Origin of the sequence: Streptomyces sp. NPDC007896 (genome assembly GCF_042959425.1) — a bacterium.
Taxonomy (GTDB): Bacteria; Actinomycetota; Actinomycetes; order Streptomycetales; family Streptomycetaceae; genus Streptomyces.
In genome coordinates this window covers 62,268-82,613 of the sequence record NZ_JBIBKX010000009.1, presented here as the reverse complement: position 1 = coordinate 82,613, position 20,346 = coordinate 62,268, and the positions used below count along the sequence as shown (strand labels likewise).

Below are 20,346 nucleotides of genomic sequence, written 5' to 3'. Positions count from 1 at the left end.
TCGACGGACCCGAACTGCCCAAACCCTCGACGAACCGGAGCCTGGGAGGCGACGTAATGCCGAGCGAGGAGACGCCGATGCCGATGCCCATGTCGACGCTCACACTGGAGCGGGCGCGGGCGGGCGACGGGCAGGCGTTCCGTGAGCTCACCGAGCCCTACCGGCGCGAGCTGCAGGTGCACTGCTACCGCATCCTCGGCTCGGTGCAGGACGCCGAGGACCTGCTGCAGGAGACCCTGCTCGCGGCCTGGCGCGGGCTCGACGGGTTCGAGGAGCGGTCGTCGCTGCGCTCCTGGCTGTACCGGATCGCGACCAACCGCTGCCTGAACGCGCTGCGGGACGGCAGCCGCCGGTCCGGCGAGGGCTGGACGTACCGCTTGGAGGTTCCGTTGCCCGAACCCACCCGCCGCGGTGACCCCAGCTGGCTGGAGCCCTATCCGGACGTGCTGCTCGCCGGGCTGCCGGACGCCGCGCCCGGACCGGAGGCCCATTACGAGACCAAGGAGGCGGTCTCCCTGGCGTTCCTCGTCGCGCTGCAGCACCTGCCGCCCCGGCAGCGGGCGGTGCTGGTCCTGCGGGACGTGCTCGGCTTCCGCGCGGCCGAGGTCGCCGGAATGCTCGACACCAGCGTCGACTCGGTCACCAGCGCGTTGAAACGGGCCCGCGCCACGCTCGCGACCCGGCTGCCCGCGGACGCCCACGCCGAGGCGGAGCTGCCGTACTCACCCCGCGAGCGCAAGCTCGTTGACGACTTCTCCCTCGCCTTCGAACGCGCCGACGTCGACGCGATCCTCGCGCTGCTCACCGACGACGCGTGGCTGACGATGCCGCCGCTGCCGTACGAGTACCAGGGACTGGAGGCCATCGGTCACTTCCTGAGGACGGTCGCGCTGCGCGACGGCCGCCGCTTCCGGCTGGTGGCCACGCACGCCAACGGCCAGCCCGCGTACGGCGTTTACCTCGTCGATCCGAGGACGCCGATCGCGCACGCCCACGGTCTGCTCGTCCTCACCCTGTCCGGGCACCGCGTCTCGGCGCTGACCCGTTTCGTCGACAACGGCCTGCTCCCTCGCTTCGGCCTGCCCCGCTCGCTACGCGCCACCGGCGCCTAGTGCTGTGACCGGCAACGTTCACCGGTTTGCCATGGATGAACGGAAAGTTGGGCAAGGCGGAGTCGATGTCTGGGCTACTGCGCTGAGGGAGCGCGCTGTGCGGTGAGCACGGGCTGGTAGTACCCGCTGGAGGCCGGACTGTGCCAGGCGATGTTGGTGAATCCGGCTTCAGTCACGAACTCTGTCAACTGCGGGGGCGTCAGCGCCCAGTGGGTGGTCCGGCGGACTCGGACCTGCCAGGTGGTCTTTGCGGGGATGAGCTGGAAGTGCTCCAGGTCGTAGCGTTCGCCGTCCTCGTGCCAGTGCCACAGCTGGAAGGTGATCGCTTGGCCGTCGCGTGCTTGCGAGACCTGGGGAGGTGTCGACGTGGGTCTGGTCTGGCGCGCCTCGTCGTAGGTCCGGACAGTGATCATCAACAGTCCGTCGTCTCGGAGTACCCGTCTCATGCCGCGGAGTGTCGTCCGGAGGTCTTGCCCGGAGAGTAGGTGCGTGAGCGAGTTGTCCGCGCAGAGGACGACGTCGAATGACGTCTCCTTGAAGGGCAGTTGGCGCATGTCAGCCGCAGTGGCCGGAAGCCGGCTGCCACGGGCCGCCGCCTCGGCGGCGGCGCGCGCGGCGGCGACCGGGCTCAGGTCGCTGCCGACGACATGGTGCCCGGCCAGGGCCAGCCCGATGGCCTGGGTGCCGATCCCGCACGAGCAGTCCAGGACGGTGTGCGGCCCCGCGCCGAGAGATTGGCGGACGAGCCCGCCCAATACCTCGGCCTGGTAGGCCATACTCGCGTCCCAGTCCCGGAACATCAGGTGGTAGTCGTGGGCCAAATCGTCGTAGAAATCCCGCACGGAGGGCTCGGACATGTATCCCACCGTAGTGCGTGGCCGCCGGGGAGTGCGGGCAGTTTTAGGCAGCGGCTGCCTGACTTCGGCCGCCCCAGCGGATGCCCTTCTCGCTGCGGATACGGGCGCGCTCGCGGCGTTGGGCGGCCAGCACGTCGGGATGGCGGGCGTTCGCATTGCGCCAGCGGAGGTAGGCGTGGAGGGCTCGAGTCTGCGCGGTGTGGTTGCGGTGGTTGGAGTTAGCGATGGTGAACTGCCGCAGCGGCCCGAAGTGGGCCTCGATCGGGTTGGCCCAGGACGCGTAGGTCGGGGTGAAGCACAGCTCGACCCGGTTCTTCTTTGCCCAGCGCCGGATGGTCTCGCCCTTGTGGGCGGACAGATTGTCCAGGATGACGTAGATCGGGGCGCCGTCCGGGCGGGCCGCCCGGATTGACCTCAGCGCAGTCAGGGTGTTCGCGGCCCCCTTCTTGCGCCGGTTGACGCCCCAGAGCGTGTCGTCGCCGACCGAGTAGCAACCGTGAAAGTAGCGCACCCCGTGAGTACGGTGATAGGTCGCGGGATGCCGCTCGGGCCGACCCTGTTCGGCCCAGCACGACCCGGCGGTGGGCCTGATGCCGAGCGGGCCGAACTCGTCGAACGCGAACACGCGGTCCGGGAAGTGCTCCAGCACGTGCTCGATCCGGTCGAGCTTGGCGTCGCGCTCGGGGTCGGGGGATTTCTTCCAGGTCTTGGTGCGCTGGAAGGTGACGCCACGGCGGGCGAGCAGGCACCGTAACGCCTCGCGGCCGATCCGGATCACACGGCCGTGTACGCGGCGCAGGTAGGCGGCGAGTTTGCGGAGGGACCAGCGGGTGAAGGGCTGCCCGAGCTTGGTCGGGCGGGTGGTGGCCGTCTGGACGACGAAGTCCTCGTCGTCAGGACTGAGCAGGCGGGGACGGCCTCCCGCCCACCGAGGGTCCAAGCAGGCCAGACCGATCTCGTTGAACCGGTGGATCACGTCCCGGACCGTGTCCTCGTCGGCCTGCACCAACTTCGCGATCACCGGCACCCGGTTCCCGCCAGCCGAGGCCAGCAACATCATCGCGCGCCGGTAACGCACCGCACTGGTGCTGCCCCGGCGCACGATCTGCTGCAGCTTCTGCCCCTCCTGGTCAGTCAACCTGCGCACACGGACAGGCTCAGCCACCACACCCCCAGCGGTCAGATCGGACGTCACCGCTCACCCCACCGCTCGGACACCCAACCCGGCGAACCTACGTGGTCAGAGCATTAGCTCGCCTCAAGGAGGCCGGCCTGGTGCGCGAGCGCACCACTCAGCGCACCGACTCCACCCATGTCCTGGCCGCGGTGCGTGACCTGACCCGCCTGGAGCTGATCACCGAAGCGGTCCGCGCCGCACTGGAAGAAGTCGCCGGCACCTCCCCTCACCTGCTGGACGAGCTGGTCGATGAGGACTGGGGGCGCCGTTACGGCCGACCGGTCCGCCTGGGTAAGAACCCCACCAAGCCCAAGACCAGGATCCTTGCCACTGGAAACGACGCCGTCCGGCTCCTGGAACACCTCTACCGGCACGGGACAGACCGCGCGTCCGGTCCTCGTATCCAGGCCCTGCGCCAGATCATGGTGCAGAACTATCACCGTGACGCCGCGGGACACCTGCGCTGGCGCACCGCCGAGACGGAAGACGGGCCCGGGCTGCCGCCCTCGTCCTGGGCGATCGTCTCTCCCTACGACACCTCGGCCCGCTACGCACGCCACGGACACATCATCAGATGGAAGGGGTTCGCCGCTCACCTGACCGAGACCTGTGCTCCCGACGGCCCCAACGTGATCACGGACGTGGCCACCACCGCGGCCACCACCCACGACAGCCAGGTCCTGCCCGGCATCCACACCCGCCTCTCCCGCCGCGGACTGCTGCCCGCCGAGCACCTGGTCGACGCCGGCTACACCTCCCTGCCCCACCTGGAACAAGCCACCCGTGAACACCAGGTCACCGTCTCCGGGCCACTGCGGAGCAACCTCACCCGTCAGCACCGCCGGGACGAGGGCTTCGCCCGGGACGACTTCCACATCGACTACGACCGTCAGCAGGTCACCTGCCCCCAGGGCCAGGTCAGCCAGGGCTGGCACGGCCCTTACCCGACCTCCTCACCCACAGCGGCCCCGCTGATCGTGGCCAGGTTCACCAAAAGCCAGTGCCAGCCCTGCCCGGCGCGCACCCAGTGCACCACCTCCCGCGAAAGCACCCGCACCGTGGGTTTTCCCCCACGAGAACTCCGCGACCTGCAATTTCGCGTCCGCACCGAGCAACAGACGCCCGAGTGGAAGACCCGCTACGCGGTCCGCTCCGGAGTGGAGGGCACGGTTAACGAGTTCGCCCACGGCTATGGCATGCGACGCTGCCGCTACCGAGGACAGGGAAAGGCCCACATCCAGCACGTCCTGACAGCCATCGCCGTCAACATCGAGCGCCTCAGCGGACTGCCACCAACCGAAGAAGCACCCACGCCCCGCCGACCGACTGCCTTCCAGAACTACCTCGATCAACGCGAGATACCCCGGCCGAAGTCCTGGCGAACCCTGGGCAGCTGACCTCGGCGGCACCAAGATCCCCGACAGAGTCAAGCTCAGCCTTCCCTACGTTGTCCTGCGGGACGTGGTGAGCCCTTCGTATGGTTCATCCACCCAGGGGCGTCGGGTGTGGCTTTCAAACTTCTGCCGCTTGTGGCTTTCATCGATTGGCCGCCCGAAGCCCCACGACGACTCGACGCTGAGGCGGTTGATGGCCCAGACCGTCGACGGGAGCTTCGCTGAAGCCCAGGTCGTCGCGGCTCAGCGCACCGAGGGGAGCGACCGAGGGGCCGGGTGACGCCGCCACCGACAACACCACACCCGTTAAGGGAGCTGCTACACAGCCTCTTTCCGGAGGTCAGGCCTTGAAGCACGGTGGCGTACCGCTTGCCGTTCGGGTGAGTGTCGATGGACGGGTAGCCGAACGGCAGTGACGACACGCCGTCCCTGCCCGCACGGGCACCGTACGACGGGCAGGTGACTTTCGGGGGCGGAAGGGTTGCCTACTTGTCTGTCCCGCAGTCTTTCAGAGGCTCCGGGGCATCCACTGGAGAGTTGCCCGCTCCTGGGATGCCACTCGCGCCTGAGACGTCCATGTTCCCGAATAGCGCCTTGATCGCCATCTGGTACTGGATGGACCCATCCGTGTCTTTGGCTGACGCCTCCTTGATCGGTAGCAGAGGGCCAGACGAGAGGCGGGTCCACCGCTGACCGTAGACGTCAACGAGGGACACGCCAACGATCCTGTAGTTGACTTCCGTTCTGATGCCTACGGCATGCACAACTTCTGCTGGGATGGTCACTTTGGAGCATGGGGGCAGTTCTCCCAGGTCGAGCGTGAAGTTGTGCGCCTTTTCGTTGACGGTACCGATATCGGCTTCCGTGGTAATGCCGATGATGACCTGGGCGACCGGATCCAATGAGCGGTTCATTATGAAACCAGTGATCTTGCCCGGCTCTCCGCGTGGCGCGTTGGTGCCGTCGATCTGGGTCCAGGTCGAGACCTGTACAGCCTGCTGACGGAGTTCCCGGTCGGCGTCCTCGCGTGACTGGTCGAGCTGGGCCTGTGCAGTCCGAACGCTGTAGTAGCTGGTCCAGCCTGAGAAGGCCAGACCTACGGAGGCTGCGAGCGCCGCGATCACAGTGCTGATCTGCATCCAGTCGATGCGCCGCGGCTGCTGGGTGGAGGAGTCGTTGGTTTGAGTCTGATCCGATGCTCCGTCATCCGCTGGTTGCGGTCCTTGCTGAGACTGTTGATCCTGAAGCACTCAACCCCCTTGACGATTACCCCAGTGTTTTCCCGCCGGGCTCCAGCCACCGGGCCCTCCTGAGGTGACCCCTTCGTAATTGGCATGCGTGATGAGACACAGCTTCTATGGGCCCTGACCACCACGGCGGGCTCTTACGTTTACCCCCCAACTCCTCAGCGGTTCATCGCAGTACAGCTACGCTTCCGCCACAGATCACGTCACGGGGGGGAACTTGATGTCACCACGCCGCAACCGCGGTTCGTCCTGCCAGTCCGTCGGCATCCGCCTCGTGTGGGGTGTTGGCGTCCCACAGACAAGCCAGCGGCAGCCGTACGGGCGGCAGGGGTGAAGCGCACGACGGTCTTCCTCTCGAAGATCACGAACGGTTTGCGATCTTCGTAGCGGTCTCGGAGGGTCCGCTGAATGATCAGGCGGCCTGCGCCAGGTAGTACGGGGTGACGTCGCGGCGGGCGGCGGCCCGCGCTCAGCGCCGCCGCGAAGCCGAGGCCACCCGCTTCCTGGCGCTGCGCCGCGTGCGAGCCGAGAGTCGGACCGGCGCGCGCGACAGTGGGGAACTACGGGAGGGGGTGGGCGACGAGCCAGTCCTGGAGTTCTCGGTGGCGGAATTGGTAGGCCATGCCGGAGATTCGGAGCAAGCCCGCTTCGTAGGCCCAGTGGAGGAAGGCGCCAAGCCGCCAGGGCAACAGGCCCCGGGAGCAGCAAAGGAAGGCCAGGTAGCGGCGGCCAGCCCCGGAAACGAAGTACAGCCCGACGGCGAGCCCGAATGTGAGCCCGAATGGGGGCCCCAACGTGAGCCCGAATGTGAGCCCGGCTGCGAGCCCGAATGTGAGCCCGACCGCGAGATCGTCCCGTACCGGATGGCGAGGGTCTGTTGGCGTAGCGTCGCTGGTGACGGGCTCCGCGAGCCCGGCCCTGAGCCCGAGCGCGAGCCCGAACGTGAGGCCGAACCCGAGATCGAACATGAGCCCGAACAGGAGACCGGCCGCGAGTCCCAGCACGAGTCCGACCGCGAGAGCGCGAGCCAGCCGGCGGCGGTCGGCAGGGTTGCGCAGCCGGTGGAGCTGGGCTGTGTACGGGGCGGGCGCACTGGCACGGCTGGCTTGCCAGACGACCAACCAGGGAGTGTCTGGATCTTTGTGTGCGGTCTGGTGTGGATGATTCCTGTCAGTGGTTGGTGACGCGGTCGCCGTAGTAGCTGGCGAGGCTGTTGATGGCCTGCTTCCAGGCGGGTGTCTTGCCGGTGACGTTGGCCCGGTTCTTGATCGGGTTGCGGATGACCAGGTAGAGCACCTTCAATGCCGCGTCGTCGGGGAAGTGGCCGCGTCGCCGCGTTGCTTGCCGGAAGCGGGAGTTGAGGGACTCGATCATGTTGGTGGTGTAGACGACGCGGCGGATCGGGGCCGGGAAGCGCATGAAGACGATCACGTGTTCCCAGTTGTGGCGCCAGGTGTCGATCACCGCCGGGTAGCGCTGGCCCCACTCCTCTTCGAAGCGGACGAAGCGCTGCTCGGCCTCGTCGGCGGTCTTGGCTGTGTAGACCTCGCGAAGCTGGCGGGCGATGGCGGCCCAGTGCTGCTTGGCCGAGTAGCGCAGGCTGGTGCGCACGAGGTGGACCACGCAGAGCTGGACGTCGGTCTGGGGCCACACGTCGTTGATCGACTCCGGCAGCCCCTTGAGGCCGTCGCAGCAGGCGATCAGGACGGCCCCAACGCCGCGGTTGCGTAGTTCGGTCAGCCAGGTCATCCACTGCTTGGCGCCCTCGCCGCCGGTGCCGACCCACATCCCGAGCACGTCGCGGTCCCCATCGAGGTTGATGCCGACCGCGATGTAGACCGGCTTGTTCGCGACCGCGCCGTCGCGGATCTTGATGTAGATGCAGTCGATCAGCAGCACCGCGTAGACGCGGTCCAGCGGCCGGGTGCGCCAGGCGGCCAGGTCCTGGGCGACCTGGGCAGTGGCGCGGGAGACCAGGTCGCGGGAGACCTCCACGTCGTAGACCTCCGCGAGGTGGGCCTGGATCTCCCCGGTGGTCAGGCCCTTCGCGTACAGGGAGACGATGGTCTCGGTGAAGCCCTCGACGCGGCGGGCGTGCTTGGGCACGATCTGTGGCGTGAACGATCCCGCGCGGTCGCGGGGGATGTCGATGGTCACCGGCCCCACCTGGGAGAGCACGGTCTTGCGGCTGGTGCCGTTGCGGTGGTTGCCCGACCCCGCGCCGGCCGGGTCTGCTTTCTCGTAGCCCAGGTGCTCGGCCATCTCGGCCTCCAACGCACCCTCCAGGACCAGCTTCACCAGCCCGGTGAGCAGACCGCTCTCGCCCACCAACTGGAGCCCGTCCCGTCGGGCCCGTTCCACCAACTTCGCCTTCATTTGATGGGGCCTCGACCGGCGGTGCTGCTGCGCGCCGACTCGGCCCGGCATGCTGGTGTTCCGGCCGGGACGCCTCGGGAGTGCGGTCTGGTGATGGGTACAGGGGCTCCTGCGGTTTTCCTCAGTCACCCCATCTTCCTGCTCCGGCTGAGCCGGAGCAGGAAGATGGGGCCGCGGCGGTCCGTACCGTGAGCACGATCACAGTCTAATTCGAGGGGCCCCTCATGTTAGTCTGGATGCATGAGTCACCAGCACGTCCTGTCCGCGCCCCAGGCGCCGGCCAAACCGCTGCGCCGCGACGCGCAGCGCAACAGGGACGCGATCGTGGCCGCTGCCCGCAAGGCTTTCGCCGAGCAGGGGCTGGACGCTTCCCTGGAGGGTGTTGCCCGCGAGGCGGGTGTCGCGATCGGCACGGTCTACCGGCACTTCCCGCGCCGGCTCGACCTGGTCGAAGAGCTCTTCACCGCGAAGTTCACGGATCTGCTCGCCGCAGCCGAAGAGGCCGCAGCCATGGACGACGCCTGGGAGGGGTTCTGCTCCTACCTGGAAAAGCTCTGTGAACTGCAGGCCTGTGACCGCGCCTTCAACGACCTGGTCTCGGCCCGCCTGCCGATCCATGTGCTCGGCAGGGGAATGTTCGAGCGCACGAAGGAACGGCTTGCTCAGATCTTCCGCAACGCCCAGGAGCAGGGTGTCCTGCGTGACGATGTCACTCCGGAAGACATCGCTTTCGTGATCTGGTCCCAAGTGGGGATCATCCAGGCCACCCGTGCCGTCGCCCCCAACGCCTGGCGCCGCCACCTGCACCTGCTGCTCGACGCCTTCCGCGCCGAGTGTGCCCACGAGCTGCCCGAGCCCCCGCTGACCCCCCAGCAGGTCGAGCAGACCCTCACCACTCTCGAGTGCCCCGAAGAGGAGTGCCGCGAGTGCCGCGAGGAGGCATGAGCCGCGGCTGACGACGTCGGGCAACAGGGCATACGGCGGGACATGCGGCGGGCCCGGTGCCGCGGTCGGCATCCGGGCCCTCAGTCCCACGAGGGGCGTCACCATCCAGGGGGAGGCGTTCAGTTTTCCGCCAGCAGCTGTGCCAGTTCGGCGTCCAGGTCGAACCGGCTGGATTCAGCCCCCGGCGGTACCGCGGACCATGTTTCGCGCAGGAAGGATTCCACGCCCTGCGCGGGGAACTCGAGCAGGGCCGATCCCGCAGGCGAACTGAGAACCATGCGCACCGCATCGCGTCCCGAGTCACTGGTCGGCCACATGTGTACGTCTCCGTGCCCGGTGTGCTCGCTCAGAGCCTGAGCCAGCATGTCGCGGCTGAGGAACCACTCGACCGTTCCGCTCTGGTCCAGGGTGTGGAAGACGGCACGCGCGGCATAGGGATCATCCGCGTCGTACTGCAGTGCTGCGCGTATCGACACCGACAGGTCGTGCGACAAGACGAGCCGCACGGGCAGCTCGTGTGCCACGGTTCTGACCGATCTCACTGTCCCTCACTTCCATGTCCCCGCTCGCCCGGCACTGCGATGGCTCCCTGTGTGCTTCGAGGTGCGGGGGTGGCGGTACCGCCGGCGCAACCAGTAGCGCCGGTGGACGGGAGCAGCACACACGGATCCCGCGTGTTGTCCCTGTTCAGCCGGGGGGCGATTTCACCGGCTCGCGCTCGATGTCGGCTCGGCGAGCGGTCGGTTTGACGAGTCGCAACGGCACAACCCAAAGCCACGTCGTTGCGGCCGGTCAAACCGACCGTGCTGGCCTGCGGCCGCATCAGCGCTGGTCCGCGTACCACGCGACCTGGTCCAGGTACCAGCGCTCGGCGCTGACGCGGTACGTCGTCGCCTCGCCCCAGCGGTACCCGTCCCAGACGTACAGGTGGCTACCGTTCCAGCGCTCTTCCCCGTAGTGGCCCTGGCGGTCGTCGTTCGTGTACCAGCCGCGGGGTGCGCCCCAGCTGCCGTCCTGTGCCTCGTGGTGAGCGCTCTGGTATCCCTTCGCGCGGTCGCCGCCGGTGGTGAAGGCGGTGATCGCGGTCTGCGTGTGCTCCCCGGGCGCCGAGGCCGTCGCCGCCGAGGCCGTGCCGCTGACTCCGAGAAGGGCTCCGCCTGCCAGCGCCGTAGAAGCGACAGCGGTCGAGGCGCGCTTGATCCACTTGTTCATGGTCATCTCCTTGTGATGTGCCGCGACTCCGTTGACCGGGCGGCCGTCCTGTCCGTGATCCGGGGAATCCGGATCGGCCGGGTGCCGAACTGTGAGGATCATCCGGAGGGGGTCCTCATGTTCGACGTTGCCCAGCGTACTCGAGGGGGCCCTCATGTTTGCGGTGAGGCTCATCACAGCACGTCGGAGGGGGCGAATGGCACGAGCAGGGCGACGGTGGCCGAGGCGGCGGGCGACGGGTCCGACCTGTGCAGGAACGGGCATCCCGGACCCGGGGCGCCGACGCCAGGCTCGCGCTGGGAGCCGCCGGGATCAGGCTCCGCCTGCGCCGCGACCTGCGCATCGGGGATGTCGTCCAACATCACCGCTCGGCTCTTCCGCGGCCGACGCTGCCCTTGCCGAAAACCTCATCCGCTCAGGTGGAAGTCGGTGTGCGGGATGCGCGGGGTCTCGAGCGCGGATGCTCGGACCGGTACTCGCGCGCGGCCGGCGATCACCCCGGCATGATGGCCGGTCGTGCTGCTGCGACTGGCTTACCTGACCGTGGCGAATGCGTTCGCCGTGCTGCGCCTGCTGCCCATGAGTGATCGGGGCAAGCACACAGAGATCCTCGCCCTGCGCCATCAGATCACGGTGCTGGAGCGCCAACTCGGTGGCGAGAGGATTCGGTTCTCTCCAAGCGATGGCACGTTCCTGGCAGCGTTGCTGCACCGCCTGCCCTCGGAGGTGCTGTGCAGGATTCGGCTGGTGGTGCGTCCGGACACGGTGCTGCGCCGGCAGGCTTCGACCTAGGGTTACCGGGAGTGGCAGTCAGCCGCGGTCACGGAGGCTGGCTTCTTCGAGGTCGAGTTCGTACTGGATCCGGCGCCGGGTGGCGTTGCTGATCTTGTTCGCTTCGTAGAGGCGCTGGAGCTCGGCCGCCTCGATGGCGATGAGTGTCTGGCGTATCTCGCGGTAGGCGTCGGCAGGACGGGCGTCCGGGTCGCTGTAGTGGGCGTCTTCAACCTGGTGGATGCGCGCTTCCAGATGGCGACGGGCCTGTTTCAAGGCGGCCTCGGCGGCGGCACCCAGATCAGCGAGCTGATCCAGATCGCCAAGCTGTTTGAGCTCTTCGAGAGCGGCGTTTGCAATGTGTCGGCGGGTCCGGGCCTCCTCGCGGGCGGTGCGCTCCGGTTCCAGAGCGATGCCGGAGCGGCGGACGATGGGGACCAGGGTGAAACCCTGGAAGATCAGAGTGAGCGCGATGGTCCCGGTGGTGAGCGTGAGAATGAGCGCCCGGTGCGGCAGCGGCGCCCCTGTGTGGGTGACCAGGGGGATGGAGAGCGCGGCTGCCAGCGGCATGACGCCTCGGGTGCCCGCCCAGGACAGGACAGCCGGGACGCGCCAGGAGAGGCGGTTGTCGACCTCCCTGTGCCGGTGGTGGATCAGGGCGGACAGCGGGAAGATCCACAGCAGGCGGACCGCCAGCAGAGTGAAGGCGATCACCGGCACCCACAGTGGCCAGCCGTGCTCGTCGCGCGCGAGATGACGGACGGCCGAGGGGAGCTCGAGGCCGATCAGGGCGAAGACGACGCTCTCCAGCAGGAAGGTCACGGTGTCGTAGACGGCGTGGACCTGGAGGCGGACGGGGGCGTTGCTGAGCTTGTGGCCGGTGCTGCCGAGGACGACCCCGGACACGATGACGGCGGTCACGCCGGAGGTGTGCGATTGCTCCGCGATGACATAAGAGGCGTACGGCGTGACCAATGCGATGACGGTCTCCAGCATGGGGTCCTCGGTCCGTCTGCGGATCAGGGCCACCACTGCGGCGACCGCCGCGCCGATGAGGCCTCCTCCGCCTGCAAGGATCAGGAACTGCTCAACGGTCCCGGGCACACTGATGGCGCTGCCGGACACCGCGGTGGCCACGGCGACCTTGTACAGGACCAGTGAGGTGGCATCGTTGAACAGGCTTTCCGCCTGCACCATGGCCTGTACGCGCGGTGGGAGAGACAGGCGCCGGCCAAGCGCGGTCACGGCCACGGGGTCGGTGCTGGCCAGGACAGAGCCGAGGATGAACGCGGTCGCGGCCGTGAGCGGGGTGATCGCGTGGGCCACGTACCCGACGGCGATGGCCGAGGCGAGGACCAGGCCGAAGACCAGGCCGGTCACAGGCCGCCACACGGTGCGCAGGTCGCGGACGGAGATTTCCCCAGCCGCGGCGTAGAGCAGCGGTGGCAGCACCAGCACGTTGATCACGTGAGGCGGCAGGCGCACCTCTGGAACCCAGGGCATCAGCCCCACGACCAGACCGGCAACTACGAGGAGCGAGGGGGCGGGCAAGCTCCAGCGTCGGGCACCGGTCGCCACGGCGGTGGCCAGAACCACGAGCAGCAGGATGACGGTCAGGCCGGTCATGGAGTGTCCCGGGTGGGTTACGGCTTGTTACCCCCCTCTGACCAGGTGCTTTATCAACGTAACCGACCTCGGGCGGTGATGCAGCTGACATGGAGCCGCGACCATCAGGGCGCGGCAGTCGTTGCGGCGGCGCACGGCAGCTCCGTGCCTGGGGGTCGTGACACTCACGACCAGTCATGACGCAAAGTAGTCAAATAGCTACACTAAGTAAACGATCACACTCGGAACCCCGTTTTCCGAGATCCTCGACAGCGTCAGACACTCACCGAGGTTCCCCGCCTCGCTTGAGGACTTGATCAAGCGAGGCGAGGAGTAGCCCCGGTCGTTTTCAACGGCCAGACCTGCTCTTCGGCCTTACTTGATCTGGTACTGGACGATGTGGGGAGCAAGAGCGTGAGTGGCCAGGTCCGTGGTCACAGAGGAGCGGGCTGCCGCGGTGTATGGGCTCTGGGAAATCGAGATGTCCACCTGGGCCATGGCCTGCCAGAATCGTCGTTCCAGTTGGACAGGGCTGGCGTGAAGTGACTTCGGAGGTCTTGAGGGTGAGTGACTGCGCCTTCTGCAGGATCGGGCGAGGCGAGATCGATGACGACTTGGTCGCCTATCGATCGGAGAACGTCTTCGTCGTCCCCGCTCTCAAGCAGCGGCAGAACAACCCCGGTCACGCCCTTGTCCTGCCGGTGTCTCACGTGACCGGCTTGTATGACGTCCCAGTTGATCTCCTGCATGAGATCTTCGAGGTCACAGCGAGAGTGACGTCTGCGGTGAAGGACGCCTATGGGGCTGTCGGAAGCACCGTCACGCAGAACAACTACATCCCGGGTCAGGTGCTTCACCACGTGCATGTCCATGTCGTCCCCCGGTTCGAGGACGACGGGTTTCGCATGCCTGACCCGCAATCGTGCGAAGCACCATGGGACGTGCGACGTGCGCGCGCTGTGGCCCTGCGGAAGGCATTGCCCGGCGGCCGAAGGCCGCCGGGTTCCTGTTGATCGGTGACGGTCAGGCGGAGTTGCTGCCTGCGCCGGTCACTGGGCGTAGAAGGAGCGGACGGCTGAGATGGCACGGGCCCGGGAGGCGGCGAGCGGGGTGCCGTCGAAGGCGGTGAGTCTCGAGGCCCAGTCCTGGATGTGCAGGGGTTCGACGTGCCAGACGAGATCGCCAATGTGGCGAACCAGTCCTGGCCCCATCCGGCGGGGACCTCGATCCCGGCGAGGTAGAGGCCGTAGCGGTAGCGGGTGTCGGCGTCCCAGGCGCGGCCCCGGACTTCCTGGCCGTCGGGCCGGACGTACGCCCCGGCGAGCCAGCCGCGCACGCCGCGCCGCATCGACGTCTAAGGTCGGCGAACGCGTACGGACATGGGCACACGGCGGGGGAGTGGGATGAGGAGTTGGGAGAGGGCGCTGTCGGTGCTGGAGGCGCTGTGCGAGCGCGGGCAGGCGGCCGGGCACGGCTGGACGCTGGACACGGAGCTCCTCCCGGCACACCAGCAGCAGGTGAACGCCTTGGAGAATCAGGGCCTGGTGGAGCTTGCCTGCCGGGAGGACCGCGCGGAGCTGTCGGCTCTGGAGGGTCGGCCCGTGCGGTGGGCTGCCCGCCCGACTCCGTACGGCCATGACACCCTCGCCTACGGCCAGTCCCGCCCCCGGGCCGAGCCTCCGCCCGGCGGGGAGGAAGCAAACCGGCAGCTGGTGGAACTGATTCCGTCGCAGATGGCGGCGCTGCGCGTGTTCGTCGGCCTCGCTGATCAGCTCTGGTGCCGCCGGTCGGCGGGCTGGCGGAGCAGGTCCGTACGGCCTCGTGCGACCACGGGATCAAGCGGTGGCGGCTGCATCTGACGCAGGAGCAGATCGCGTCCGTGGCATTGCGGGTTGTGGCTGCACCGGATGACGGGTTCGGCCACGGAGGCTAACGACGTTGTGAGCGAAGTCGCCGTCTCACGCGGTGTTGTCGCCGCCGACTCGGGTAGCGCCTGGGGTCTCCGATGGGGTTGCCACCGGGATGGCAGCTTCGGGCAATGGGAACCGGCACCGTGGGCTGATCGTCATGCAGAGCATGCCTTCCGTTCTCATTCTTGGTTTCGACCCTCACGCAGTGCCTGGTATGGACGGGGACGCCATGCGCGCGGTCCTGGACAAGGAACTGGCCCGTTTTGGCGAACATGCCATCGACGCTTCCATGACGCTGATCGCGCCGGACGAATCAGCCGAGTCCATGGTGGTCGCGGCACTTTCCGAACAAGACTGGGACGTCGTCGTCATCGGGGGTGGGATACGCAAGCCTGAACCCCTTGTGACGTTCTTCGAGCAGGTCGTGAACCTGGTCCGGCGGCATGCACCAGGGGCCGCGATCACGTTCAACACCAGCGGCGGCGACAGCGTCGAGGCAGCCAAGCGGTGGCTGTGAGGCCCAGCCCTTGGGCTGAACCGCCGTGGGCGCCCAAAGTGAGGACCCTTGATTCCGTCCGCCCAGGTCATGGCATTACCCACCAGCAATGATCAACGGAGATCGTGAGGGCGCCGGGCGTGACGTGGAGGCGGCCGCACGAGTTCCTCGTGTGTGACGACGAAGGAATGGGCCCGTGCGGCCTTGTCTCATTCTGCCTTCACGGGCATCTCCCGTGCCCATCTTGGCGCTTTGATCGAGGAGTTGGCCGGTCCGTGGACCGCGCGGTGCGAGTCCGCGCTGCACGAGCGGCGCGGTGGCCAGCGCAAACAGCAGCCGGGCGCCGGACCGAAGCACGACCTGGTCTTCACCGATAGGGTGCTGATCGCCCTCGTCCACCTGCGCACCCAACTCCCCCACGCCGCGCTCGCAGAGCTGTTCGGACTGGAACGGTCCACCATCACCCGAGCGATCGGTGAGATCCGCCCGCTGCTCGCCGAGCGGGGCTTCGCCGTCCCGGGCCGCCCCGGGGTGCGGCTGCGGACCCTGGCCGACGTGTTCGCCTACGCGCAGGCGGAGGGCGTGAAACTGCGGATCGATGGCACCGAGACTCAGGTCCGCCGCCCGAAAGCCCACCAGCCCGGCCGCTGCGCGTTCGTGTCCGGCTCCGCCCAGTTCCCGACAATCGGCCTCCGGCAGACGCCACGAGTACACCGTCTCCCCCGACGGTCGGGATCGATGTTCCGATTCGATCAGGGTGTCGAGAGGCACCGCCATGACCGCTTCCAAGCGCTGCTCGATCGATGGCACTGCCTCGGCTCCCCTCCGCACTTGAGAACCCGGCCCTCGCAAGCAAGTGCCTGGGATGCTCGCCTATCTGTTCACACAACCTAGCTCTCGGGACTGACACCGGCGCCGTCGTCACAGCAGGGGAGGTCAAACGGCAAGCTGAGCACCCACATCTCCAAGGCGATGAAGTCATTCGTGGCCGAGCGGGACTGGCTGACGGTGGTCCTGCTGCCCGGGCATGCACCCGAGCTCAACCCGGTCGAGGGCATGTGGGCACATATCAAGCGGAGCCTGGCCAACCTCGCCGCCCGCGCCCTCAGCGAGCTGGAGACCCTGCTCCGCAGGCGACTCAAGGCACTGCAGTACTGGCACAGCATCCTCGACGGATTCCTTGCCGGGGCAGGCCTCGCTCTCGACAGACCGAACTGACCCTAAAACGCCGAAATCAGTAATCCGGTTCGTCACCGGATCGCCCCCGTCTGCCGCACGAACCAGTTGTTGTTCTGGTTCTGTGTGCCGCCGTCGCCGATCTGCATACCCTGGGCGTCGGCGGCATCGATGTGGGGCCGGTCATTGCCTACGGTCATGAGCGCGGCGCCGTCAATGGAACGTGTTGTTCCGTGCACCGCCACCGAAGTGCGCACCGTTGGCACCGCGAGCGTCGACGGTGAACCCGCCGACCCGGCGCTCGGCGCCGAGCAAGATGCGGGCCGCCGCGAGGATCTCCTCGTCCTCCTCCACCCCGGAGCCCGTCAGCACCTCGACCAGCCGACTCTGCCACACGTCGGGGTCCGCCTCGTGCGCGTCCAGTACACGCACGCAGTACCCGCTGCCTCCGGCCAACCGCCGCCGGACCACCTCGCGCAGCGCGGTGTAAAGGTCGTGGACGGCCCCACGTGCGGTGTCCGTCAGCCCGGCCGACGCGGCGGCCACCAGCTCCACTTCGGTCACCTCAGACTCCCTGTCCATTGCGCGACGCTGCTCCGTGGTTCTCGGCCGCGTCTGCAACCATGGCGGGGCACACTGCAATGCTGATGAAATTCCGATGATGTGCGGGAGCGGAGGCTTCGGGGTGGACGGCGGATCTCCTGCGCGGCTTCGGATGGAGGTGCTCGGGCCGTTACGGGCCTGGCGGAGCGGAACACCACTGGATCTGGGGCCTGTCAAACGACAGGCCGTGCTGGCCGTGTTGCTGCTGCGCCCGGACGCTGTGGTGAGCCATGAACTACTACTCGACGGGGTGTGGGGGGCGGAGACACCCGCATCCGGTCACAAGGTACTGGCCAGTCATGTCAACCCGCTGCGCAGGACGCTCGACGCGTTGGGCACCCGGCCTGCGGAGTCGGTGATCCGCAGCGGCAAGGGCTGGTACCGCTTCGTCGTCGACGGGGTCCGGCTCGATACGGCGGACCTGACAGAGCGGGGCGACGCGGCGCTGCGCACCAAGGCGTCCGGCGATCTGGCCGGCGCGACGGACCAGTTGTCCGCAGCGCTCGCGCTGTTCCGCGGAGAGCCCTTGGCCAACCTTCCGGGACCCTTCGCGCAGAGCGAGCGGCAGCGGCTGCTGGAGCGGCGTCGGACGCTCCGGCTGACGAGTCTCGAGTGCCTGGTGCTGCTCGGCCGGTTCGGCGAGGCCCTGGACGACCTTGCCGCCCCGTCCGATCCGTTCGACGAGTCGCTGCTGGCGCTGCGCATGCGGGTCCTGTACGGCTGCGAACGTCAAGCGGAAGCGCTCAACGCCTATCAGGAGATGCGCGTACGCCTGCGGGACGAACTCGGAGTTGATCCCGGTGAGGAGCTCCGCCGGGTGTACGAAGCGGTGCTGCGTCAGGACGACGCCTACCTCCTCCGTCCGGCAGCTCCTCCCGCGCAGACGCTCTCCGAGCTCATCCGCAACCATCCGGCAACGGCCGCACCGATACGACCCGGGTCACCGCAACGGTCCGCTCGCCCGGCCGGCGACAGCGCTCCGCCCTCGCCGGCCGAGTTGCCGCACGACGCCGCAGGATTCGCCGGCCGCACCGACGAACTCGCCAGGCTCCACGCGCTGCTTCCGCCCGACCAAGGCCGGGGGCCGACGAGCACCGTGGTCATCTCCGCCATCGGCGGCGCCGCCGGCATCGGCAAGACGGCTCTGGCAGTGCACTGGGCGCACCAGGTGCGTGACCGCTTCCCGGACGGCCAGCTGTATGTGAACCTGCACGGATTCGACCACGACCGGCAACCCCTCGAGCCCGGCGAGGTGCTTGAGCTGCTGCTGCGGAGCCTGGGGCTCGCGGCGTCGGAGATCCCCGCGAACCACGAGGCCCAGGGCCGCTTGTACCGGACCCTGCTGGCCGGCCGACGCCTGCTCGTCCTGCTGGACAACGCGGCTTCGGCGGAGCAGGTCCGCCCGCTGCTCCCGGGCAGCCCGTCCTGCTGCGTCGTCGTCACCAGCCGCAACCGGCTCGGCGATCTCGTGGCCCGCGACGGGGCACACGCCCTGCCGTTGGACCTCCTCCGGCCGGCCGAGGCCCACGCGTTGCTGAGCGAGGCACTCGGCGCGGACCGGCTCTCCGCCGAACCACTCGCGGTCGACGAACTGATCCGGCTGTGCGGCAGCCTTCCGCTGGCGCTGCGCGTGGCCGCCGCCAGGATGGCGGGCGATCCAAGCCTGCGCCTGGCTGATCTGGTCACCGAACTGTCCGAGGGCAGTCGGCTGGAGGCGCTGGAGCCGGGCGGTGACGACAACTCCCCCTTGCGGACGGCCTTTTCCGCGTCGTACCGAGAGCTGGCTCCTGCCGCGCGCCGCGTGTTCCGCCTGCTCGGCCTCTTCCCCGGACCGGAGCTCACCGCCGAAGGCGCGGCAGTCCTCTTGGGCGCACCACTGCAGCCGACCCGACGCCTGCTCAGCGCCTTGGCCGCCGCCCACCTGATCGAACCCGCGACGGTGGGCCGATACCGTTTCCATGATCTCCTTCGCGAGTACGCGCAGGAGCGTGCGCGGGTGGAAGAGACGACAGCGGATCGCGACGCCGCGTTGCGACGACTCCTGAGCTGGTACCTGAACGCCATTCGCGCCATCTCGGGAACCTTCCTCTTCCCGGAGCTGCCCCCTGAGCTCCGCCCCGAGGACGGTCAGCCGAGCATGCCGTCCGCCGCCGAAGCCGAGCAGTGGCTGGAGGCCGAGCGGGCAAATCTGCTCGCCGTCATCAACCATGCCGGCCGCCATGGTCCCCGCCCCGTCGCCTGGCATCTGACCGACGCCCTGTACGGCTACTTCTGGTACTACCTGCCGCGTGCGACGTGGCAGGCCACCGCGCAGACGGTGCTGGAAACGGCGGAGGCCGAAAGCGACCTCTACGGCCAGGCAGCCATGCACCACAGCCTCGGACAGGTCCAGTGGGACCGGGGGCACGCCAGGCAGGCGATGGAACATCACGCACGCGTACTGGACATCAGTCGGGAGCTCGGCTGGGCGACGGGCGAGGCGGCGGCTCTCGAGGGCAGAGGCCTCGTGGAATGGAGCATGGCGCGGCTCGACAGTGCGTACGAGCATCTCACCACCGCCGTGCGGATCACCCGTGAAGCCGGAAATCTTCACGTTGAAGGGCTGGGGTTGGTCGGCCTCGGTATGACCTGCCGGGATCTGGGCCGGCTGCGCGAGGCTGCCGATCACTTCGAACAGGTCATCAGGCGAAAGGAGGAGATCGGCTGGTACGACACCAGCCCGGCTCTGCAGAATCTGGGCTGGGTGTACTGGGAACTCGGCCGTTTTGCCGACGGCCTTGACGTCCTCGGCCCCGAGGTGACCGCTGACGAGAGCGGCGGATACCGCGACGCCCGCGCCATGATGCTCGACGCCGTCGCGAAGATCAATCTCGAGCTCGGCCGCCACGACGAGGCGCTGATGGACGCCGAGCGTGCCTTTGCCAAGGTCAAGGACACGGGACGACGCTGGATCAAGGCCGGCATCCTCAACACGATCGCCGCCGCCCACCGGCGACTGGCACATTTCGACGAGTCGCTTCGGGCTGACGGGATGGCTCTCACCTTGGCCCGCGAGGCGAGATTCAGGCGTACCGAGGCGGACAGCATCCTGGGACTCTCCCTCACACAGAAGGAGCTGGGCCGGCACGACCAGGCCCGCTGCCATGCCGAGCAGGCGCTGAGCCTGGCACGCGAGCACGGTTTCCGTGTGGTCGAGGGCCAGGCGTTGACAGTCCTGTGTGGGACAGCGGAGTCCGAGGCGGCGTACGCCACAGCCGTCACGCTCGGCCAGGGGGCACTGGCAATTCACCGTGAGACCGGCCACCGGCTCGGCGAAGCCCGTACTCTCATGGCCCTCAGCCGCTCCCTCCAAAAGCGTAGAGACGCTGCCGCTGGACCGGTGAGGCAGCAGGCATTGGACATCTTCTCGAGCGTTGGCGTGCCGGCGGAGGAGTACAAAGACCTCGACCGGTAGAACAAGCCCCG

Annotated in this window: 21 protein-coding genes and 1 pseudogene; 10 read left to right on the top strand and 12 right to left on the bottom strand. The window is 68.1% G+C overall.

Annotation, left to right across the window (positions count from 1 at the left end; all coding sequences use genetic code 11):
- Positions 1 to 77 precede the first annotated feature (77 nt).
- Positions 78 to 1,112, top strand: a complete 1,035-nt coding sequence (locus ACFZDJ_RS27865) for an RNA polymerase subunit sigma-70 (RefSeq protein ID WP_391062736.1) — start codon at positions 78 to 80, stop codon at positions 1,110 to 1,112.
- 74 nt (positions 1,113 to 1,186) lie between these two features.
- Here ACFZDJ_RS27865 and ACFZDJ_RS27860 read toward each other — a convergent pair whose 3' ends face one another.
- Both ACFZDJ_RS27860 and ACFZDJ_RS27855 read right to left on the bottom strand, forming a co-directional pair.
- Entirely contained in the window at positions 1,187 to 1,969 is a 783-nt protein-coding gene (locus ACFZDJ_RS27860) for a methyltransferase domain-containing protein (protein ID WP_391062733.1), read from the bottom strand.
- A 43-nt stretch (positions 1,970 to 2,012) separates the two neighbouring features.
- Entirely contained in the window at positions 2,013 to 3,134 is a 1,122-nt protein-coding gene (locus ACFZDJ_RS27855; protein WP_391062731.1) for an IS630 family transposase, read from the bottom strand.
- 110 nt (positions 3,135 to 3,244) lie between these two features.
- On the opposite strand from ACFZDJ_RS27855, the gene ACFZDJ_RS27850 reads away from it, so the two are divergent.
- Entirely contained in the window at positions 3,245 to 4,543 is a 1,299-nt protein-coding gene (locus tag ACFZDJ_RS27850; RefSeq protein WP_391062728.1) for a transposase, read from the top strand.
- A 482-nt stretch (positions 4,544 to 5,025) separates the two neighbouring features.
- Here ACFZDJ_RS27850 and ACFZDJ_RS27845 read toward each other — a convergent pair whose 3' ends face one another.
- The 3 genes from ACFZDJ_RS27845 to ACFZDJ_RS27835 form a co-directional block, all read right to left on the bottom strand.
- Positions 5,026 to 5,790 carry a hypothetical protein gene (locus tag ACFZDJ_RS27845; protein WP_391062725.1) on the bottom strand — a complete coding sequence of 255 codons (765 nt, stop codon included), beginning with the start codon at positions 5,788 to 5,790 and terminating at the stop codon, positions 5,026 to 5,028.
- Positions 5,791 to 6,347: 557 nt separating this feature from the next.
- The gene (locus ACFZDJ_RS27840; protein WP_391062721.1) at positions 6,348 to 6,908 is read right to left on the bottom strand and encodes a hypothetical protein; all 561 of its coding nucleotides are present in this window, start codon (positions 6,906 to 6,908) and stop codon (positions 6,348 to 6,350) included.
- A 49-nt stretch (positions 6,909 to 6,957) separates the two neighbouring features.
- Positions 6,958 to 8,163: an IS256 family transposase gene (locus ACFZDJ_RS27835; protein WP_391062718.1), complete on the bottom strand. Its 1,206-nt coding sequence runs from the start codon at positions 8,161 to 8,163 to the stop codon at positions 6,958 to 6,960.
- 240 nt (positions 8,164 to 8,403) lie between these two features.
- Between ACFZDJ_RS27835 and ACFZDJ_RS27830 the strand changes: the two genes are divergently transcribed.
- Entirely contained in the window at positions 8,404 to 9,108 is a 705-nt protein-coding gene (locus tag ACFZDJ_RS27830) for a TetR family transcriptional regulator (protein WP_391062715.1), read from the top strand.
- A gap of 119 nt (positions 9,109 to 9,227) precedes the next feature.
- Here the strand turns inward: ACFZDJ_RS27830 and ACFZDJ_RS27825 are convergent, their stop codons facing one another.
- From ACFZDJ_RS27825 to ACFZDJ_RS27815, 3 genes are all read right to left on the bottom strand, one after another.
- The gene (locus ACFZDJ_RS27825; protein WP_391062713.1) at positions 9,228 to 9,632 is read right to left on the bottom strand and encodes an SsgA family sporulation/cell division regulator; all 405 of its coding nucleotides are present in this window, start codon (positions 9,630 to 9,632) and stop codon (positions 9,228 to 9,230) included.
- 298 nt (positions 9,633 to 9,930) lie between these two features.
- The gene (locus ACFZDJ_RS27820) at positions 9,931 to 10,320 is read right to left on the bottom strand and encodes a hypothetical protein (protein WP_391062710.1); all 390 of its coding nucleotides are present in this window, start codon (positions 10,318 to 10,320) and stop codon (positions 9,931 to 9,933) included.
- A 173-nt stretch (positions 10,321 to 10,493) separates the two neighbouring features.
- Positions 10,494 to 10,682: a hypothetical protein gene (locus ACFZDJ_RS27815; protein WP_391062708.1), complete on the bottom strand. Its 189-nt coding sequence runs from the start codon at positions 10,680 to 10,682 to the stop codon at positions 10,494 to 10,496.
- A 154-nt stretch (positions 10,683 to 10,836) separates the two neighbouring features.
- On the opposite strand from ACFZDJ_RS27815, the gene ACFZDJ_RS27810 reads away from it, so the two are divergent.
- A complete protein-coding gene (locus tag ACFZDJ_RS27810; RefSeq protein WP_391062705.1) occupies positions 10,837 to 11,112 on the top strand; it encodes a hypothetical protein in 276 nt (91 codons plus the stop codon).
- Positions 11,113 to 11,130: 18 nt separating this feature from the next.
- Here ACFZDJ_RS27810 and ACFZDJ_RS27805 read toward each other — a convergent pair whose 3' ends face one another.
- Entirely contained in the window at positions 11,131 to 12,717 is a 1,587-nt protein-coding gene (locus ACFZDJ_RS27805) for a Na+/H+ antiporter (RefSeq protein WP_390940124.1), read from the bottom strand.
- A 440-nt stretch (positions 12,718 to 13,157) separates the two neighbouring features.
- Here ACFZDJ_RS27805 and ACFZDJ_RS27800 point away from each other — a divergent pair, with 440 nt between their 5' ends.
- Positions 13,158 to 13,709 (top strand): HIT domain-containing protein, encoded by a 552-nt coding sequence (locus ACFZDJ_RS27800; RefSeq protein WP_391062702.1) that lies wholly within the window; start codon positions 13,158 to 13,160, stop codon positions 13,707 to 13,709.
- Positions 13,710 to 13,745: 36 nt separating this feature from the next.
- On the opposite strand, the gene ACFZDJ_RS27795 is transcribed toward ACFZDJ_RS27800, so the two are convergent.
- The gene (locus ACFZDJ_RS27795) at positions 13,746 to 13,907 is read right to left on the bottom strand and encodes a hypothetical protein (RefSeq protein ID WP_168504391.1); all 162 of its coding nucleotides are present in this window, start codon (positions 13,905 to 13,907) and stop codon (positions 13,746 to 13,748) included.
- A gap of 192 nt (positions 13,908 to 14,099) precedes the next feature.
- Between ACFZDJ_RS27795 and ACFZDJ_RS27790 the strand changes: the two genes are divergently transcribed.
- The 4 genes and pseudogenes from ACFZDJ_RS27790 to ACFZDJ_RS27775 all read left to right on the top strand — a co-directional run bounded on the left by ACFZDJ_RS27790 (position 14,100) and on the right by ACFZDJ_RS27775 (position 16,320).
- Positions 14,100 to 14,555 carry a hypothetical protein gene (locus tag ACFZDJ_RS27790; RefSeq protein WP_391062700.1) on the top strand — a complete coding sequence of 152 codons (456 nt, stop codon included), beginning with the start codon at positions 14,100 to 14,102 and terminating at the stop codon, positions 14,553 to 14,555.
- 217 nt (positions 14,556 to 14,772) lie between these two features.
- Entirely contained in the window at positions 14,773 to 15,123 is a 351-nt protein-coding gene (locus ACFZDJ_RS27785) for a hypothetical protein (RefSeq protein ID WP_391063363.1), read from the top strand.
- A 153-nt stretch (positions 15,124 to 15,276) separates the two neighbouring features.
- A pseudogene (locus ACFZDJ_RS27780) lies at positions 15,277 to 15,789 on the top strand (transposase family protein); the annotation flags it as partial.
- Positions 15,790 to 16,005: 216 nt separating this feature from the next.
- Positions 16,006 to 16,320, top strand: coding sequence for a transposase (locus tag ACFZDJ_RS27775; RefSeq protein ID WP_391063359.1), 315 nt, complete (start codon positions 16,006 to 16,008; stop codon positions 16,318 to 16,320).
- 32 nt (positions 16,321 to 16,352) lie between these two features.
- Here ACFZDJ_RS27775 and ACFZDJ_RS27770 read toward each other — a convergent pair whose 3' ends face one another.
- Together ACFZDJ_RS27770 and ACFZDJ_RS27765 are read right to left on the bottom strand one after the other, a co-directional pair.
- On the bottom strand, positions 16,353 to 16,478 hold the full coding sequence (locus tag ACFZDJ_RS27770) for a hypothetical protein (RefSeq protein ID WP_390940110.1): 126 nt from the start codon (positions 16,476 to 16,478) through the stop codon (positions 16,353 to 16,355).
- Positions 16,479 to 16,491: 13 nt separating this feature from the next.
- Positions 16,492 to 16,842, bottom strand: a complete 351-nt coding sequence (locus ACFZDJ_RS27765) for a hypothetical protein (RefSeq protein WP_391062697.1) — start codon at positions 16,840 to 16,842, stop codon at positions 16,492 to 16,494.
- Between the two features lie 226 nt (positions 16,843 to 17,068).
- Between ACFZDJ_RS27765 and ACFZDJ_RS27760 the strand changes: the two genes are divergently transcribed.
- Entirely contained in the window at positions 17,069 to 20,335 is a 3,267-nt protein-coding gene (locus ACFZDJ_RS27760; protein ID WP_391062694.1) for a BTAD domain-containing putative transcriptional regulator, read from the top strand.
- Positions 20,336 to 20,346 lie beyond the last annotated feature (11 nt).

Coding starts and splice junctions, on each gene's coding strand:
- ACFZDJ_RS27865 (WP_391062736.1), top strand. CDS start 78: ATGCCGATGCCCATGTCGACGCTCACACTGGAGCGGGCGCGGGCGGGC.
- ACFZDJ_RS27815 (WP_391062708.1), bottom strand. CDS start 10,682: ATGTTGGACGACATCCCCGATGCGCAGGTCGCGGCGCAGGCGGAGCCT.
- ACFZDJ_RS27830 (WP_391062715.1), top strand. CDS start 8,404: ATGAGTCACCAGCACGTCCTGTCCGCGCCCCAGGCGCCGGCCAAACCG.
- ACFZDJ_RS27860 (WP_391062733.1), bottom strand. CDS start 1,969: ATGTCCGAGCCCTCCGTGCGGGATTTCTACGACGATTTGGCCCACGAC.
- ACFZDJ_RS27790 (WP_391062700.1), top strand. CDS start 14,100: ATGAGGAGTTGGGAGAGGGCGCTGTCGGTGCTGGAGGCGCTGTGCGAG.
- ACFZDJ_RS27805 (WP_390940124.1), bottom strand. CDS start 12,717: ATGACCGGCCTGACCGTCATCCTGCTGCTCGTGGTTCTGGCCACCGCC.
- ACFZDJ_RS27835 (WP_391062718.1), bottom strand. CDS start 8,163: ATGAAGGCGAAGTTGGTGGAACGGGCCCGACGGGACGGGCTCCAGTTG.
- ACFZDJ_RS27795 (WP_168504391.1), bottom strand. CDS start 13,907: ATGGGGCCAGGACTGGTTCGCCACATTGGCGATCTCGTCTGGCACGTC.
- ACFZDJ_RS27785 (WP_391063363.1), top strand. CDS start 14,773: ATGCCTTCCGTTCTCATTCTTGGTTTCGACCCTCACGCAGTGCCTGGT.
- ACFZDJ_RS27770 (WP_390940110.1), bottom strand. CDS start 16,478: ATGACCGTAGGCAATGACCGGCCCCACATCGATGCCGCCGACGCCCAG.
- ACFZDJ_RS27820 (WP_391062710.1), bottom strand. CDS start 10,320: ATGAACAAGTGGATCAAGCGCGCCTCGACCGCTGTCGCTTCTACGGCG.
- ACFZDJ_RS27800 (WP_391062702.1), top strand. CDS start 13,158: ATGGGCTCTGGGAAATCGAGATGTCCACCTGGGCCATGGCCTGCCAGA.